This is a genomic window from Sphingomonas sp. TF3 (assembly GCF_003985085.1).
Classification (GTDB): Bacteria; Pseudomonadota; Alphaproteobacteria; order Sphingomonadales; family Sphingomonadaceae; genus Sphingomonas.
Map to the genome: position 1 here is coordinate 41,364 of NZ_RWKS01000019.1, position 13,150 is coordinate 54,513.

At 66.1% G+C, this 13,150-nt stretch carries 12 protein-coding genes; 7 read left to right on the top strand and 5 right to left on the bottom strand.

The annotated features are described in order from the left end of the window. Nucleotides 1–59 precede the first annotated feature (59 nt). From EJC47_RS15990 to EJC47_RS16020, 7 genes are all read left to right on the top strand, one after another. On the top strand, nucleotides 60–2,147 hold the full coding sequence (locus EJC47_RS15990) for an acetyl-CoA carboxylase biotin carboxylase subunit (protein WP_126848893.1): 2,088 nt from the start codon (nucleotides 60–62) through the stop codon (nucleotides 2,145–2,147). Nucleotides 2,148–2,224: 77 nt separating this feature from the next. Next, nucleotides 2,225–3,694: an efflux transporter outer membrane subunit gene (locus tag EJC47_RS15995; RefSeq protein WP_126848894.1), complete on the top strand. Its 1,470-nt coding sequence runs from the start codon at nucleotides 2,225–2,227 to the stop codon at nucleotides 3,692–3,694. Further along, nucleotides 3,695–5,080, top strand: coding sequence for an efflux RND transporter periplasmic adaptor subunit (locus EJC47_RS16000; RefSeq protein ID WP_126848895.1), 1,386 nt, complete (start codon nucleotides 3,695–3,697; stop codon nucleotides 5,078–5,080). It begins immediately after the preceding gene. Further along, the gene (locus EJC47_RS16005; protein ID WP_231565285.1) at nucleotides 5,055–5,843 is read left to right on the top strand and encodes an ABC transporter ATP-binding protein; all 789 of its coding nucleotides are present in this window, start codon (nucleotides 5,055–5,057) and stop codon (nucleotides 5,841–5,843) included. Before EJC47_RS16000 ends, EJC47_RS16005 begins: the two co-directional genes overlap by 26 nt. Then, a complete protein-coding gene (locus EJC47_RS16010) occupies nucleotides 5,843–7,051 on the top strand; it encodes an ABC transporter permease (RefSeq protein WP_126848896.1) in 1,209 nt (402 codons plus the stop codon). The genes EJC47_RS16005 and EJC47_RS16010 overlap by 1 nt, the downstream gene beginning before the upstream one ends. A gap of 216 nt (nucleotides 7,052–7,267) precedes the next feature. After that, nucleotides 7,268–8,200, top strand: coding sequence for a 50S ribosomal protein L11 methyltransferase (locus EJC47_RS16015; RefSeq protein WP_126848897.1), 933 nt, complete (start codon nucleotides 7,268–7,270; stop codon nucleotides 8,198–8,200). A 70-nt stretch (nucleotides 8,201–8,270) separates the two neighbouring features. After that, entirely contained in the window at nucleotides 8,271–9,269 is a 999-nt protein-coding gene (locus EJC47_RS16020) for an adenosine kinase (RefSeq protein ID WP_126848898.1), read from the top strand. A gap of 100 nt (nucleotides 9,270–9,369) precedes the next feature. Here the strand turns inward: EJC47_RS16020 and EJC47_RS16025 are convergent, their stop codons facing one another. The 5 genes from EJC47_RS16025 to hisF form a co-directional block, all read right to left on the bottom strand. Continuing rightward, on the bottom strand, nucleotides 9,370–10,959 hold the full coding sequence (locus EJC47_RS16025; RefSeq protein WP_126848899.1) for an amino acid permease: 1,590 nt from the start codon (nucleotides 10,957–10,959) through the stop codon (nucleotides 9,370–9,372). A 91-nt stretch (nucleotides 10,960–11,050) separates the two neighbouring features. Next, nucleotides 11,051–11,428, bottom strand: a complete 378-nt coding sequence (locus EJC47_RS16030) for a histidine triad nucleotide-binding protein (protein WP_126848900.1) — start codon at nucleotides 11,426–11,428, stop codon at nucleotides 11,051–11,053. A gap of 147 nt (nucleotides 11,429–11,575) precedes the next feature. Beyond that, nucleotides 11,576–11,896, bottom strand: a complete 321-nt coding sequence (locus EJC47_RS16035) for a phosphoribosyl-ATP diphosphatase (protein WP_126848901.1) — start codon at nucleotides 11,894–11,896, stop codon at nucleotides 11,576–11,578. Nucleotides 11,897–11,927: 31 nt separating this feature from the next. Next, on the bottom strand, nucleotides 11,928–12,182 hold the full coding sequence (locus EJC47_RS16040; RefSeq protein WP_260591613.1) for a hypothetical protein: 255 nt from the start codon (nucleotides 12,180–12,182) through the stop codon (nucleotides 11,928–11,930). A gap of 74 nt (nucleotides 12,183–12,256) precedes the next feature. Beyond that, complete coding sequence (gene hisF / locus EJC47_RS16045; RefSeq protein ID WP_126848902.1) at nucleotides 12,257–13,024, bottom strand: imidazole glycerol phosphate synthase subunit HisF; 768 nt, start codon at nucleotides 13,022–13,024, stop codon at nucleotides 12,257–12,259. Between the last annotated feature and the right edge of the window lie 126 nt (nucleotides 13,025–13,150).

The following is a 13,150-nucleotide window of genomic DNA, read 5'->3' on the forward strand; positions in this document are numbered from 1 at the left end:
ATCAACCCCTTGCGGACGGCCTCCCCCGGCCCCTCCCGCAAGCGGGAGGGGAGAGTAGAATGTTCAAGAAAATCCTGGTCGCCAATCGTGGTGAAATCGCCTGCCGGGTGATGCGCACCGCCAAGAAGATGGGGATCGCGACGGTCGCGGTCTATTCCGACGCCGATGCGCGCAGCCCGCATGTGCTGATGGCGGATGAGAGCGTGCGGCTCGGGCCGCCGCCGGCGGGGGAGAGCTATTTGCTCGCCGATCTGATCCTGCTTGCGGCCAAGGAAACCGGCGCGGACTGCATCCATCCGGGCTATGGCTTCCTCTCCGAGCGCGAGAGCTTCGCCAAGGCCTGCGCCGAGGCGGGGATCGCCTTTGTCGGGCCGCCGCCCGCCGCGATCGCCGCGATGGGCGACAAGATCGAATCGAAGAAGCTGGCCAAGCAGGCCGGGGTCAATGTCGTCCCCGGTTTCCTGGGCGAGATTGCCGATACCGAGGAAGCGGTGCGGATCGCCACCGATATCGGCTATCCGGTGATGATGAAGGCGAGCGCGGGCGGCGGCGGCAAGGGGATGCGGCTGGCCTATAGCGAACAGGACGTGCGCGAAGGCTTTGAGGCGACCAAGCGCGAGGGGCTGGCGTCGTTCGGCGACGACCGCGTGTTCATCGAGAAGTTCATCGAAAGCCCGCGCCACATCGAAATCCAGGTGATGGGCGACCAGCACGGCAACATCGTCTATCTCGGCGAGCGCGAATGCTCGATCCAGCGGCGGCATCAGAAGGTGGTCGAGGAAGCGCCATCACCGTTCGTGACGCCGAAAATGCGCAAGGCGATGGGCGAGCAAGCGGTCGCGCTGGCGCGCGCGGTTGGCTATTATTCGGCAGGCACGGTCGAACTGATCGTGTCGGGTGCGGATACAACCGGCGAGGGCTTCTACTTCCTCGAAATGAACACGCGCCTGCAAGTCGAGCATCCCGTGACCGAGGCGGTGACCGGGCTCGATCTGGTCGAACTGATGATTCGCGTCGCGGCGGGCGAGCCGCTGGGGTTCGGGCAGGACGATGTGCAGTTGAACGGCTGGGCGGTGGAAAATCGCGTTTATGCCGAGGACCCGTATCGCGGCTTCCTGCCGAGCATCGGGCGGCTGGTGCGGTATAACCCGCCTGAGAGCAAGGGGACGCCGTATACGTCCCCCTCCCGCTTGCGGGAGGGGCTGCTGACGAACTCTGAGTCCTCCGGAAATGCCCTCCCCCAACCCCTCCCGCAAGCGGGAGGGGAGTCTTATGTCCGCGTCGACGACGGCGTGCGCGAGGGGGGCGAGGTCAGCATGTTCTATGACCCGATGATCGCCAAGCTGATCACCTGGGCGCCGACGCGGATCGAGGCGATTGACGAACAGATCGCGGCACTCGACGCGTTCGAGATTGAGGGGCCCGGCAACAATTTGGATTTCCTGTCGGCGCTGATGCAGCATCCGCGCTTCCGCAGCGGGAATATCACCACCGGTTTCATCGCCGAGGAATATCCCGACGGTTTCCATGGCGCGCCCGCATCGCCCGAACTGTCCGAAGCGCTGGCTGCGATCGCCGCCTTTGCCGCGACCGCTGAGGCAGACCGCGCGCGCCGCATCGACGGGCAACTCGGCAAGCGCCTGCGGCCGCCGTCGGACTGGTCGGTCAAGATCGGTGACGCCGAGCATCTGGTCGCGATTTCGACGACGGGGATCACGGTCGACGATGCCGATCTCGATATCGCGCTCGAATATACGCCGGGCGACCGCGTGGTCGAGGCCGAGCTGGATGACGCCCCGCTGACCGTGAAGATCGCGCGCACGCGCACCGGCTTCAAGCTGACCACGCGCGGCGCGAGCCATGTTGCGCGCGTGCTGCCCGCGCATGTCGCGCCTTATGCGCAGCATCTGATCGAGAAGATCCCGCCCGATCTGTCCAAGTTCCTGCTCTGCCCGATGCCGGGCCTGCTGATGCGCCTCGATGTCGCCGCAGGCGACAAGGTCGAAGCCGGGCAGCCGCTCGCCGTGGTCGAAGCGATGAAAATGGAAAACATCCTGCGCGCCGAAAAAGCGGGCACGGTCAAGACGATCAACGCCAAAACCGGCGACAGTCTCGCCGTCGATGCGGTCATTTTGGAAATGGAGTAACGCAAGACGTAGTTTCCGCGACAGATTGTCACGAAATTTCGGTGGACCGCGCGTGGTGTATTAGTCAAATAGGGATCATGCGCTCCCCGATCGTCCTGTTGCTCGCCCTGACATTGCCGATTGCGGGGTGTTCGGTCGGACCCGCCTACCACCCCGCCACCCCGGCTGCGCTGGGCGTCCCCGATGGGTATTCGGTGGCCGCCGACACGCGGCCCTTGGCCAACATCACGACATGGTGGGCCAATTTCGACGATCCCTTGCTGGCCAGCATCGTCGAGCGCGCGCGCGTCAACAACCTCGATATCGCGCAGGCTGTCGCACGGTTGCGCCAGGCACGCGAAGCGCTGATCCAGTCGCGCGCGCAGTTGTTGCCGACGCTGAGTGGATCGGCGGGCTATACCCGATCGCAAAGCATTGTCGGCGGCACCACCACTTTGCCGGGCGGGGCGACGATCATCACCGGGCGCGGTTCCGGCGACACGCTGTCGGTCGGGCTAAGCGCGTCGTATCAGGCCGGGCTGTTCGGCGAGATCCGCGGGACCATCGATGCCAGCCGCGCGCAATATCAGGCGTCGGGCTTCAATTATGCCACCGTCCTGCTGTCGACCCAGGCGGAAGCCGCGCGCAATTACATGCTGGCGCGGCTGTATCAGGCGCAACTTGCCAATGCGCGCGGCTCGCTGGTGCTGCAGGACGACAATCTCGAAATTGCGGGCTTCCGCGTGCAAGCGGGGCTGGTGTCGTCGCTCGATGCCGAACAGGCGCGCTCGCAGCGCGCCAGCACGGCGGCGACCATCCCGACGCTCGAACAGAATTACAACGCGGCGGTGTCGCGGCTCGGCGTGCTGACGGGGCAGGCACCGGGCGCGCTGAAAGCCGAGCTGGAAGCGGTCAAACCGATCCCCGCCGGGCCGGATTCGGTCGCGACGGGCATTCCGGTCGATACGCTGCGCCAGCGCCCCGACGTGCGCGCGGCCGAACGCTCGCTGGCCGCCGCTGTCGCGCAGATCGGCGTGGCCAAGGCGCAACTGTATCCGGCGCTGGCGATCAGCGGCAGCTTTTCGACCGATGCGTCCAAGATCGGCAATTTGTTCCAGACGATTGCGGGGCAGGCCTTTGCCGGGCTGACCCAGGCGATCTTCAATGGCGGGCGGCTGCATTCGCAAGTCCGCGCCAACGAAGCCGCCGCAGACGGTGCGCTGGCGGCGTATAAGTCGACCGTGCTGACCGGCCTGGAAGATGTCGAGAATGCCGTGGTCGCGCTCGACAGTGCCAAGCGTCGCGTGGCGGAATTCACCATCGCGCTCGATGCCGCCAACAACACCGCGATCCTGTCGCGCAGCCAGTATCGCGCGGGTTTGACCGATTTTACCACGCTCAACACCGCCGAGAGCAGCCTGTTGTCGGCGCGCAACGGCTTGTCGCAGGCGCAGTCCGATCGCGCCAATGCCCTGGTCCAGCTCTATCTCGCGCTCGGCGGCGGCTGGGACAGTGCTGCCGATCCGACGACGCTCCCGACTCCTTCTTCTCCCGCGCAGGTACGATAAATGGCCGATCCCGCCACCTCCAACACTCGTCCCGATCTGGACGCCTTTCTGGGGGCCAAGCCGGTTCCTGCGTGGCGGCGCTGGGCCAAATGGGGGGCGGTCGCGCTTGGCGTGATCCTGCTGCTTTTGGCGCTAAAGAGCTGCCTCGCCGGAAGCGCCAAGCCCGAATATGCCACCGAAACCGTCGCCCGCGGCGCGCTATCGGTCAGCGTTTCCGCAACGGGCAAGCTTGCTCCCACCAACCAGGTGCAGGTCGGCTCGGAATTGTCGGGCCTGGTCACCAAGGTGGTGGTCGACGTCAATGACCGCGTCACCCAGGGTCAGCCGCTCGCTTTGGTCGATCCCTCGCGTTTTCAGGATGCCGTCAACCAGAGCCAGGCCGCGCTCAACGCCGCGCAGGCAACCGTGGCGCAGAACCAGGCGACGCTGGCACAGTCGGTCGCGCAATTGGCGCGCTTGCAGGAAGTCAGCCGCCTGTCGGGCGGGCGCGTACCGGCCAAGACCGAGCTGGAACAGGGGCTTGCCGATCGTGACCGCGCCATCGCCAATGTGAAGGCGGCCGAGGCCAATGTGGTGTCGGCGCGCGCGACGCTGTCGTCCAACGCCACGCAGTTGCTCAAGACCGTGATCCGCTCGCCCGTCAACGGCGTGGTGCTCGCGCGCCAGATCGAGCCGGGCCAGACCGTTGCCGCATCGTTCAGCACGCCGACCTTGTTCGTCATCGCGCAGGATCTGTCGGCGATGAAATTGCAGGTCGCGATCGATGAGGCCGATGTCGGATCGGTCAAACAGGGGCAGAAGGCGACCTTCACGGTCGATGCCTTTCCCGGCAAGACCTTTCCCGCCACGATCACGCGCGTCGATCTCGGGTCGAACCTGAGCGCGCAGACCTCCACCACGACCTCGACAACCACCACCACCGGGCAGGTGGTGTCGTACAGCGCAACGCTCAGTGTCGCCAATGGCGACCTGCAATTGCGCCCTGGGATGACGGCGACCGCCGACATCATCACCAGCGCCAAGACCGATGTGTTGCTGGTGCCCAATGCCGCCTTGCGCTTCAAGCCGGCGGCGACGGGAGCCAGCGCGAACAGCGGTATTGCGGGAGCCCTGATTCCGCGCGGGCCGCGGCGCGGCGGGGCTGGCTCGACCAAGGGCGAGACGGTCAAGCGCGGGGGATCGCAGACAGTGTATGTCGCCGATGCGACGGGCACGCCGCAGCCGGTGCAAATCACCACGGGCGAGAGCAACGGCACGATGACCGAAGTTATCGGCGGTGACCTCAAGGTCGGCGACAAGGTCATCACCGGGCAATTGGCGACCGGCGCTACGGCTCCCGGATCGAGCAAGCGCAAGGGCAATGGCGGGCAGAGCGGTGGCCAGTAGCGCGCCCGTCGCGATCGAGCGCGGCGCACGGATCGGGCCCGCCGCGGGGCAGCCGATCATCAGCCTGCGCGGCGTCACCAAGACCTATGGCGAGGGCGCGACCGCGTTCCTGGCGCTGAAGGGCATCGACCTCGACATCGCCGAAGGGGATTTCGTCGCGGTGATGGGGGCGAGCGGATCGGGCAAATCGACGACGATGAACATCCTCGGCTGTCTCGACGTGCCGAGCGGCGGGACCTTCCAGTTCAAGGGCGTGCATGTCGAAACGCTGGATCGAGACCAGCGCGCTTTGCTGCGGCGCAAATATCTTGGGTTTGTGTTCCAGGGGTTCAATCTGCTCGCACGCACCAGCGCGCTGGAGAATGTCGAACTGCCCCTGCTCTATCGCGGTGACGCGAAGAAGGCGCGGCGCGCGGCGGCGATGGCGGCGCTCGACAAGGTCGGGCTGGCCGACTGGTGGGATCACACGCCTGCCGAGCTGTCGGGCGGGCAGCAGCAGCGCGTTGCGATCGCGCGTGCGATCGTCACCAGCCCGGCGGTGTTGCTGGCCGACGAGCCGACCGGCAACCTCGATTCGGAACGCTCGGTCGAGATCATGCAATTGCTCGCCGGGCTCAACCGCGACAGCGGGATTACGGTGATTATGGTGACGCACGAGCCCGACATGGCGGCGTTTGCGCGCACGATCGTGCATTTCAAGGACGGCCTGGTCGAGCGCGTCGATACGCAGCATGCGCCCGGCCAGGTTCCGGCGTTCGACTGATGCTCGGCACCACGCTCATCCTCGCGCTGCGCTCGATCTCGCGGCACAAATTGCGGTCGTTCCTGACGACGCTCGGCATCATTATCGGCGTGGCGGCGGTGGTGACGATGGTGACACTCGGCAACGCCACCACCGCGGCGGTGCAGAAATCGATCTCGTCGCTGGGCACCAACATCCTGCAAGTGCGTCCGGGACAGGGCTTCGGCCGTGGCGGCGGCGGACCGCGCCCGCCCGATTTCAAGCCGCAGGACGTGGCCGCGATCCGCGATCAAATCGCCGGGGTCACCGCTGTGGCGGCGCAGGCAGGCACCTCCGCGACCGCAATTTACGAAGGCGCGAACTGGTCGACGACCGTCAACGGCACCACCAACGAATATTTCCTGGTGCAACCATGGCCGTTGACCGAGGGCCGCTATTTCTCGCCGACCGAGGAGGCTGCAGGCAAATCGGTCTGTATCATCGGCAATACCGTCAACGACAATCTTTATCGCGGTGGCTCTCCGCTCGGTACGCGGATGCGGATCGGCGGGATTTCGTGTGATGTGATCGGGTTGCTATCGAAGCGCGGCCAGGCCGGCTTTGGCGGTGACCAGGACGATGTCGTGATCATGCCGCTCAAGACCGTGCAGCGCCGTTTTACCGGTTCGACCGATCTGAAGCTGATGCTGGTCGGCGTCGACCAGGCGTATTCGAGTGCCGCAGTGCAGGCCGCGATCGAGAATCTGCTGCGCGAACGGCGCAACATCACCGGCGGCAAGGACGATGATTTCAACATCTTCGACACCGCGCAGATTTCCGCGACGCTGACGCAATCGACGACCTTGCTCACCGGCATCGTCACCACGGTGGCGGCGATCAGCCTGATCGTGGGGGGCATCGGCATCATGAACATCATGCTGGTGTCGGTAACCGAACGCACGCGCGAGATCGGCATCCGCCTCGCGATCGGCGCAGTGGCGAATGAGGTGCTGATGCAGTTTCTGGTCGAGGCGATTGCCTTGTCGATGCTGGGCGGGGTGATCGGGCTGATCGTGGCGCAAGTGGCGGTACTGGGGCTATCGGGCGTGATGAAGGTCGATTTCCTGTTCGTGCCGCAAATCAACATCATCGCCTTTGGCATATCGGCGTTGATCGGTGTGGTGTTCGGCTATTTCCCGGCGCGCCGCGCGGCCTCGCTCAACCCGATCGACGCGCTGCGCCACGAATAGCGCGCAGCGCAGAACCGTTCTTCTTCTCTCTTAACTTTGTGCCTTTGCGTCTTCGTGCGAGCTAATTTCTGCGCTCGCAACGGTATCGGAAGGTAGAAAATCTCGCACAAAGCCACAAAGGCACGAAGCGGGTGTGGCCCAAGCGTTGCTTGATGCGATCGAAGAAGGATCTTCGGGCCGCTTGCGCGGGCGGGGCGGCGGGGGCAGGAGGCTGTCATGACCAGTTGGAAAGTGAGCCTGCCTTGTACCCGCGCCGAAGCCGAGGCGATCGATGCCGCCGAGGATGTCGCCGAGGGCGTCGTGCTGATGACGACCGAAATCGAGGAAGATGACCGCGAACATTGGCGGCTCGACGCCTATCTCGAGGCGGAGCCCACGCCTGAGACGATCGCCGCGATTTGTGCGCTGGTGCCGAGTGCCGCTGGTGCGCCACCCGTGACCGAAAAGCTGGAGGACGAGGATTGGGTGACGCTCAGCCAGCAAGGGCTGGAGCCGATCGCCGAGGGGCGTTTCGTCGTGCACACCAGCGCGCATCCGGTCGCGCCGCCGCCGGGCGGGCGCGCTTTCCTGATCGAGGCGGGGCAGGCGTTCGGGACGGGGCATCATGCGACCACCTCGGGGTGTCTTGCGATGCTGGATGGGATGGCGGACTGGGGTTTCGACAACATCATCGACGTCGGGACGGGGACGGGGCTTTTGGCGTTTGCTGCGCGTCATTTGTGGCCAGGGGCGACGATCGTCGCGACCGACATCGACCCGCGCGCGATCGTGGTGACGCGCGAGAATGCCGAGCTGAACGCGATTCCGGCGATCGACTTGATCGTTGCCGATGGCGCGCTCGACGACAGCATCACCGCGCGTGCGCCGTATGATTTGCTGATCGCCAATATTCTGGCCGGGCCTTTGGTGTCGATGGCGCCTGAGATCGCCGCGATCGCGGCCCCGGGTGCCACCATCGTGCTGGCGGGGCTGCTGGAGACGCAGCGCGGCGATGTGGTCGCGGCGTTTGGCGAATGCGGCTGCACGCTGGACGCGGTCGACCGGCGCGGCGACTGGTCGATCCTGCGCTTGACGGCGGGGGCGGAGCGTTATGTGCCGACCAGGCCGATCGACCCCAAGGGCCGCGACGGCTGGGCGCTCGACCTCTGACTGGCGGGCGGTTGCGTCGTGGCTACGGCCCCGGTACGGCGCAGCAACCTTTTTTGACCGGAGACCCTCTGTGACCGAGCCCACCTACGACGTCGTCGCGATCGGCAATGCCATCGTCGACGTGTTGTCGCAGTCCGACGACGCTTTCCTCGCCGAGGCGGCGATGACCAAGGGCTCGATGCAGTTGATGTTCTCGCCGGAGGAAGCCGACGCGCTCTACGCCAAGATGGGCCCGGGGATCGAAGCGAGCGGCGGGTCTGCCGCCAACACCGTCGCCGGTATCGCGGCGATGGGTGGCAAGTGCGGGTTCATCGGTCAGGTCGCGAACGATGAATTGGGTGACATTTTCGCGCATGACATTCGCGCGGTCGGCATCGATTTCACCACCGCCGCGCGCGAAGGCGCACCGACGACGGCGCGCTGCCTGATCTTCGTCACGCCCGATGGCCAGCGCACGATGAACACCTTCCTCGGCGCTTCGCAATTCCTGCCCGAGGCTGCGCTCGACCGTGACCTGATCGCCAGCGCCGCGATCCTGTATCTCGAAGGCTATTTGTGGGACCCAGAAGAGCCGCGCCAGGCGATGCGCGCCGCGATCGAGGTTGCGCGCAAGGCCGGGCGCAAGGTTGCCTTCACGCTGAGCGACGTGTTCTGCATCTCGCGCCACGGCGGCGACTTCCGCAAGCTGATGGCCGATGGTTTGATCGACATCATGTTCGCCAATGCAGCGGAGATCACCGCCTTGATGGGCACCGAGGATTTCGACGCGGCGGTGGCTGCCGCCTCGGCCGAAGTGCCGATGCTGGTGGTGACGCGCAGCGAGCATGGCGCGATCGCGGTGTCGGGCGGCAAGACCGTCAGCGTCCCCGCCGAGCCGATCGAGCGTGTGGTCGACACCACCGGCGCGGGCGACCTGTTCGCCGCCGGTTTCCTGCGCGGTCAGGCGCAGGGCAAGAGCATCGAAGCGTCGCTCAAGATGGGCGCGATTTGCGCCGCCGAGATCATCTCGCATTATGGCGCGCGTGCGCAGGTCGACCTGAAGGCGCTGATCGCCAGCAAGCTCGGCTGAAACCTTCCTCCCCTCCCTTTCAGGGAGGGGAGACGTGCGCGAGATATAAAAAAGGCCGGGGATCGCTCCCCGGCCTTTTTCGTGTGCGGTGCGACCCGGCTCAGGTCGAGCCCGGCGGCAAGGGTGCCAGATCGTCGTCCGACACCACCTCGGTGATGCCGAGCCCGACATGGCTGCGCGAACGGCTGTAGAGGAAATACACGATCAACCCGATCGCGCCCCAGCCCGGCAGCACCAGAATAGCGGTGAGCGGCAGCGAGAAATACAGGCCAAGGCAGCCGATGATCGCCAGCGGTGCGATGATGTAGACCGCCGGCGTGCGGAACGGACGACGCCGCGACGGATCGGTCTTGCGCAATACCATCACCGACACCGCCACCATGAAGAAGGCGAACAGCGTGCCCGAGTTGGAATAATCGGCAAGCTTGCCGACCGGCAGCACCGCCGACGCCAGCGCCGCGCCGATGCCGGTGACGACGGTCACCACATGCGGGGTCCGGAACTTCGGATGGACCGAAGCGAGCTTGGCCGGGAGCAGACCGTCACGCGCCATCGTGAAGAATACGCGGGTCTGGCCGAACATCATCATCAGCACGACCGACGGCAGCGCCAGCACGGCGGCGAGGCCAACCAGGCGACCGATGGCGGGCCAGCCGATCGACGTCAGCACATGCACCAGCGCTTCCTTGGAGCAGACGAGCGGTTCCAAGGTGCCGCTGGCGACGATGCTGGCGCAGCGGCCAGCAAGCTCGGGCGAGCCCGGCGACAGCGGAATGCCACCGCTCATCACCGGCTGCGCGCCGATCGCACCGATCGCACCGGTGGCGACGAGCAGATAGAAGATGGTGCACACGCCAAGCGACGCGATCAGGCCGATCGGCACGTTGCGCTGCGGGTTTTTGGTTTCCTCGGCCGCCGTCGAAACCGCGTCGAAGCCGACATAGGCAAAGAAGATCGACGCCGCCGCGCCGAACACACCGGCGGTGCCGGTCGGGATCAGCGGGTTGAAATTGCTCGATTTGAGGACCGGAATGGTCAGGATGATAAACGCGGTAAGCGCGGTGATCTTGATCGCGACGAGCACGGCGTTGGCGCGCGCGCTCTCGGTGGTGCCGATCACCAGCAGCCAGGTCACCAGGCCGACGATCACGACCGCCGGAAAGTTGATCCAGCCGCCTGTCGCCATTGCCGTGGTCAGATCGGCATTGGGCGTCGCACCGAAGGCGACCGCGACATGCGCCATCAAAGCGTCGGCGTTACTGATCGCGGCGGGCACGTGCACGCCGAGACCCGTAAGCAAGCCGACGAAATGGTTCGACCAGCCGACCGCGACCGCGCTCGCGCCGACGGCATATTCGAGGATCAGCGCCCAGCCGACCATCCACGCCAGCAATTCGCCGGTAACGGCATAGGTGTAGGTATAAGCGGAGCCCGAGACCGGCACCATCGAAGCCAGTTCGGAATAGCATAACGCGGCGACGGCACAGACGAAGCCCGCCACGACGAAGCTGAGCAACATGCCCGGCCCGGCCTTTTGCGCGGCTTCGGAGGTGAGCACGAAGATACCCGTACCGATCACCGCGCCGATGCCGAGCATCGTCAACTGGAACGCGCCCAGCGATCGATGCAGACCCTTCTTTTCGGCGGTCGCGAGAATCGCGTCCAGAGATTTCACCCTGTCAAAAATCATGCAGTTGGATCCCCACGTGTGTGCTGCGCGATCCACCGATACGCGCGCTTACTATACGAGCCTAAAGCCAAAACGGGCGCGCGCAATCCCCTTAGCGCGCGAGCAACGGCCCAAGCGCGCGTCCGGCGAAAATATGGACGTGAAGGTGCGGCACTTCCTGGTGCGAATCGGTGCCGGTATTCGCGAGCAGCCGGTATCCGGAGGCGACCAATCCGGCGTCGCGCGCGACCTTGCCAACCGCGCGGACGAAGCCGGTGATTTCGGCATCGGACGCCTTTGCGCTGAAATCATCCCACGAGACATAGGCACCCTTGGGGATCACCAGGATGTGCGTCGGGGATTGCGGGTTGATGTCGGGAAAGGCGAGGGCGTAGTCGTCCTCGTACAGCCGCGTCGCCGGAATCTCGCCGCGCAGGATCTTGGCGAAGACGTTCTGGTCGTCATAGGGCAGTGTTGCGTCGACGGGCATAGATTCCCCTCCCGCGGGCGGGAGGGGTTAGGGGAGGGGCTGTCCTCCTGGGGCTCCCGGCGGTGCTGGAGGTTCATGCCCTCCCCCAGCCCCTCCCGCAAGCGGGAGGGGAGAAAGAAGAGGCCCCCCGCAAGCGGGAGGGGAGCATTAGGCCCTTCGCGCGGCCTTTTCGTCGATCCCCGACACGCCTTCGCGCCGGGCGATCTCGGCACGGATGTCGTCGAGCGTGACGTCGCAATCGGCCAGCAGCACGAGCAGGTGGAAGACGAGGTCGGTCGCCTCCCCCACCAGCGCGGCCTTATCCTCGACCAAAGCGGCGATGACGGTTTCGACCGCTTCCTCGCCCACCTTCTGCGCGATTTTGCGGCGGCCGCGCGCGAACAGCTTGGCGGTGTAGGAGGTTGCGGGATCGGCACCCTTGCGGGCGTGGATCGTCGCTTCGAGCTGGTCGATCGGGTCTTGGGCCATGCGCCACGGCTGGCGCAAGTGCCGCCGCGCGTCAATCCTTGGGCGGGCGCTTCAGGAAGCGTTTGCGCAAGGCCCGGCGCACCACGAACACGCCGATCGCGGCGACCACGAACAAGGCGATGTCCGAGAGTTCGGGCCCGGTGCGAACCTTTGGCACACCGCTATGCGGGGCGGCGAGGGCGGGGGTGGCCAATTGCAGACTGAGAATCGCTGCTGAACAGGCGCGCTGCATCATAGCACCACCCCGGCGCACGCCGGGGCCCAGTCGTGAAACTTCGGAAATCATGGTGCGGTCCTGGCTTGCCGACGCTGGCGCATCTGGGCCCCGGCGTGCGCCGGGGTGGTGGCGGAAAAGAAACCTCATGCGACCGGCCGTCGCACCGCGATGCCCGCCGCCGCCAGCGCGGCATGGGCGTCGGCAATGCTTGCTTCGCCGAAATGGAAGATCGAGGCGGCGAGCACCGCGCTGGCATGGCCCTCGCTGATCCCCGCGACGAGATCGGACAAGCCGCCGACCCCGCCCGAGGCGACCACCGGCACGCGCACCTGATCGGCGATGGTGCGGGTGAGCGCGAGGTCGAAGCCTTGGCGCGTGCCGTCACGGTCCATCGACGTGACGAGCAATTCGCCCGCGCCGAGCTCGGCCAGGCGCAGCGCGTGCGCGACTGCATCGATGCCCGTCGCGCGCCGGCCGCCATGGGTGAACACTTCCCAGCCGCCATCCACCCGCCGGGCATCGACCGAGGCGACGACGCATTGGCTGCCGAAGCGGTCGGCGAGATCCGCGACCAGTTCGGGCCGCGCCACCGCCGCGCTGTTGATCGCGACCTTGTCCGCGCCCGCCAGCAGCAGCGCGCGCGCATCCTCGACCGAGCGCACCCCGCCGCCGACCGTCAGCGGCATGAAGCACACTTCGGCGGTGCGGCGCACGACCTCGAGGATCGTGCCGCGCGCTTCGTGGCTGGCGGTAATGTCGAGGAAGCACAGTTCGTCCGCCCCCGCCGCATCATAAGCGCGGGCTTGCTCGACCGGATCGCCGGCATCGCGCAGCTCGACGAAGTTGACGCCTTTGACGACGCGGCCGTTGGCGACGTCGAGACAGGGAATGACGCGCGCGCGGACGGTCACAGTCTCCCTCTCCCCATTGGGGAGAGGGTGGCCGAGCGCAGCGAGGTCGGGAGAGGGGCCGTAGCGCCGCGCGGCACCTGATACGGCCCCTCTCCCCGACCCTCTCCCCGGAGGGGAGAGGGAGAT

Excerpts from the sequence above, each read along its gene's own strand:
- EJC47_RS16025 (WP_126848899.1), bottom strand. The coding sequence starts at position 10,959 with ATGATTTTTGACAGGGTGAAATCTCTGGACGCGATTCTCGCGACCGCC.
- EJC47_RS16005 (WP_231565285.1), top strand. The coding sequence starts at position 5,055 with ATGGCGGGCAGAGCGGTGGCCAGTAGCGCGCCCGTCGCGATCGAGCGC.
- EJC47_RS16035 (WP_126848901.1), bottom strand. The coding sequence starts at position 11,896 with ATGGCCCAAGACCCGATCGACCAGCTCGAAGCGACGATCCACGCCCGC.
- EJC47_RS15990 (WP_126848893.1), top strand. The coding sequence starts at position 60 with ATGTTCAAGAAAATCCTGGTCGCCAATCGTGGTGAAATCGCCTGCCGG.
- EJC47_RS16010 (WP_126848896.1), top strand. The coding sequence starts at position 5,843 with ATGCTCGGCACCACGCTCATCCTCGCGCTGCGCTCGATCTCGCGGCAC.
- EJC47_RS16000 (WP_126848895.1), top strand. The coding sequence starts at position 3,695 with ATGGCCGATCCCGCCACCTCCAACACTCGTCCCGATCTGGACGCCTTT.
- EJC47_RS15995 (WP_126848894.1), top strand. The coding sequence starts at position 2,225 with ATGCGCTCCCCGATCGTCCTGTTGCTCGCCCTGACATTGCCGATTGCG.
- EJC47_RS16040 (WP_260591613.1), bottom strand. The coding sequence starts at position 12,182 with ATGATTTCCGAAGTTTCACGACTGGGCCCCGGCGTGCGCCGGGGTGGT.
- EJC47_RS16030 (WP_126848900.1), bottom strand. The coding sequence starts at position 11,428 with ATGCCCGTCGACGCAACACTGCCCTATGACGACCAGAACGTCTTCGCC.
- EJC47_RS16015 (WP_126848897.1), top strand. The coding sequence starts at position 7,268 with ATGACCAGTTGGAAAGTGAGCCTGCCTTGTACCCGCGCCGAAGCCGAG.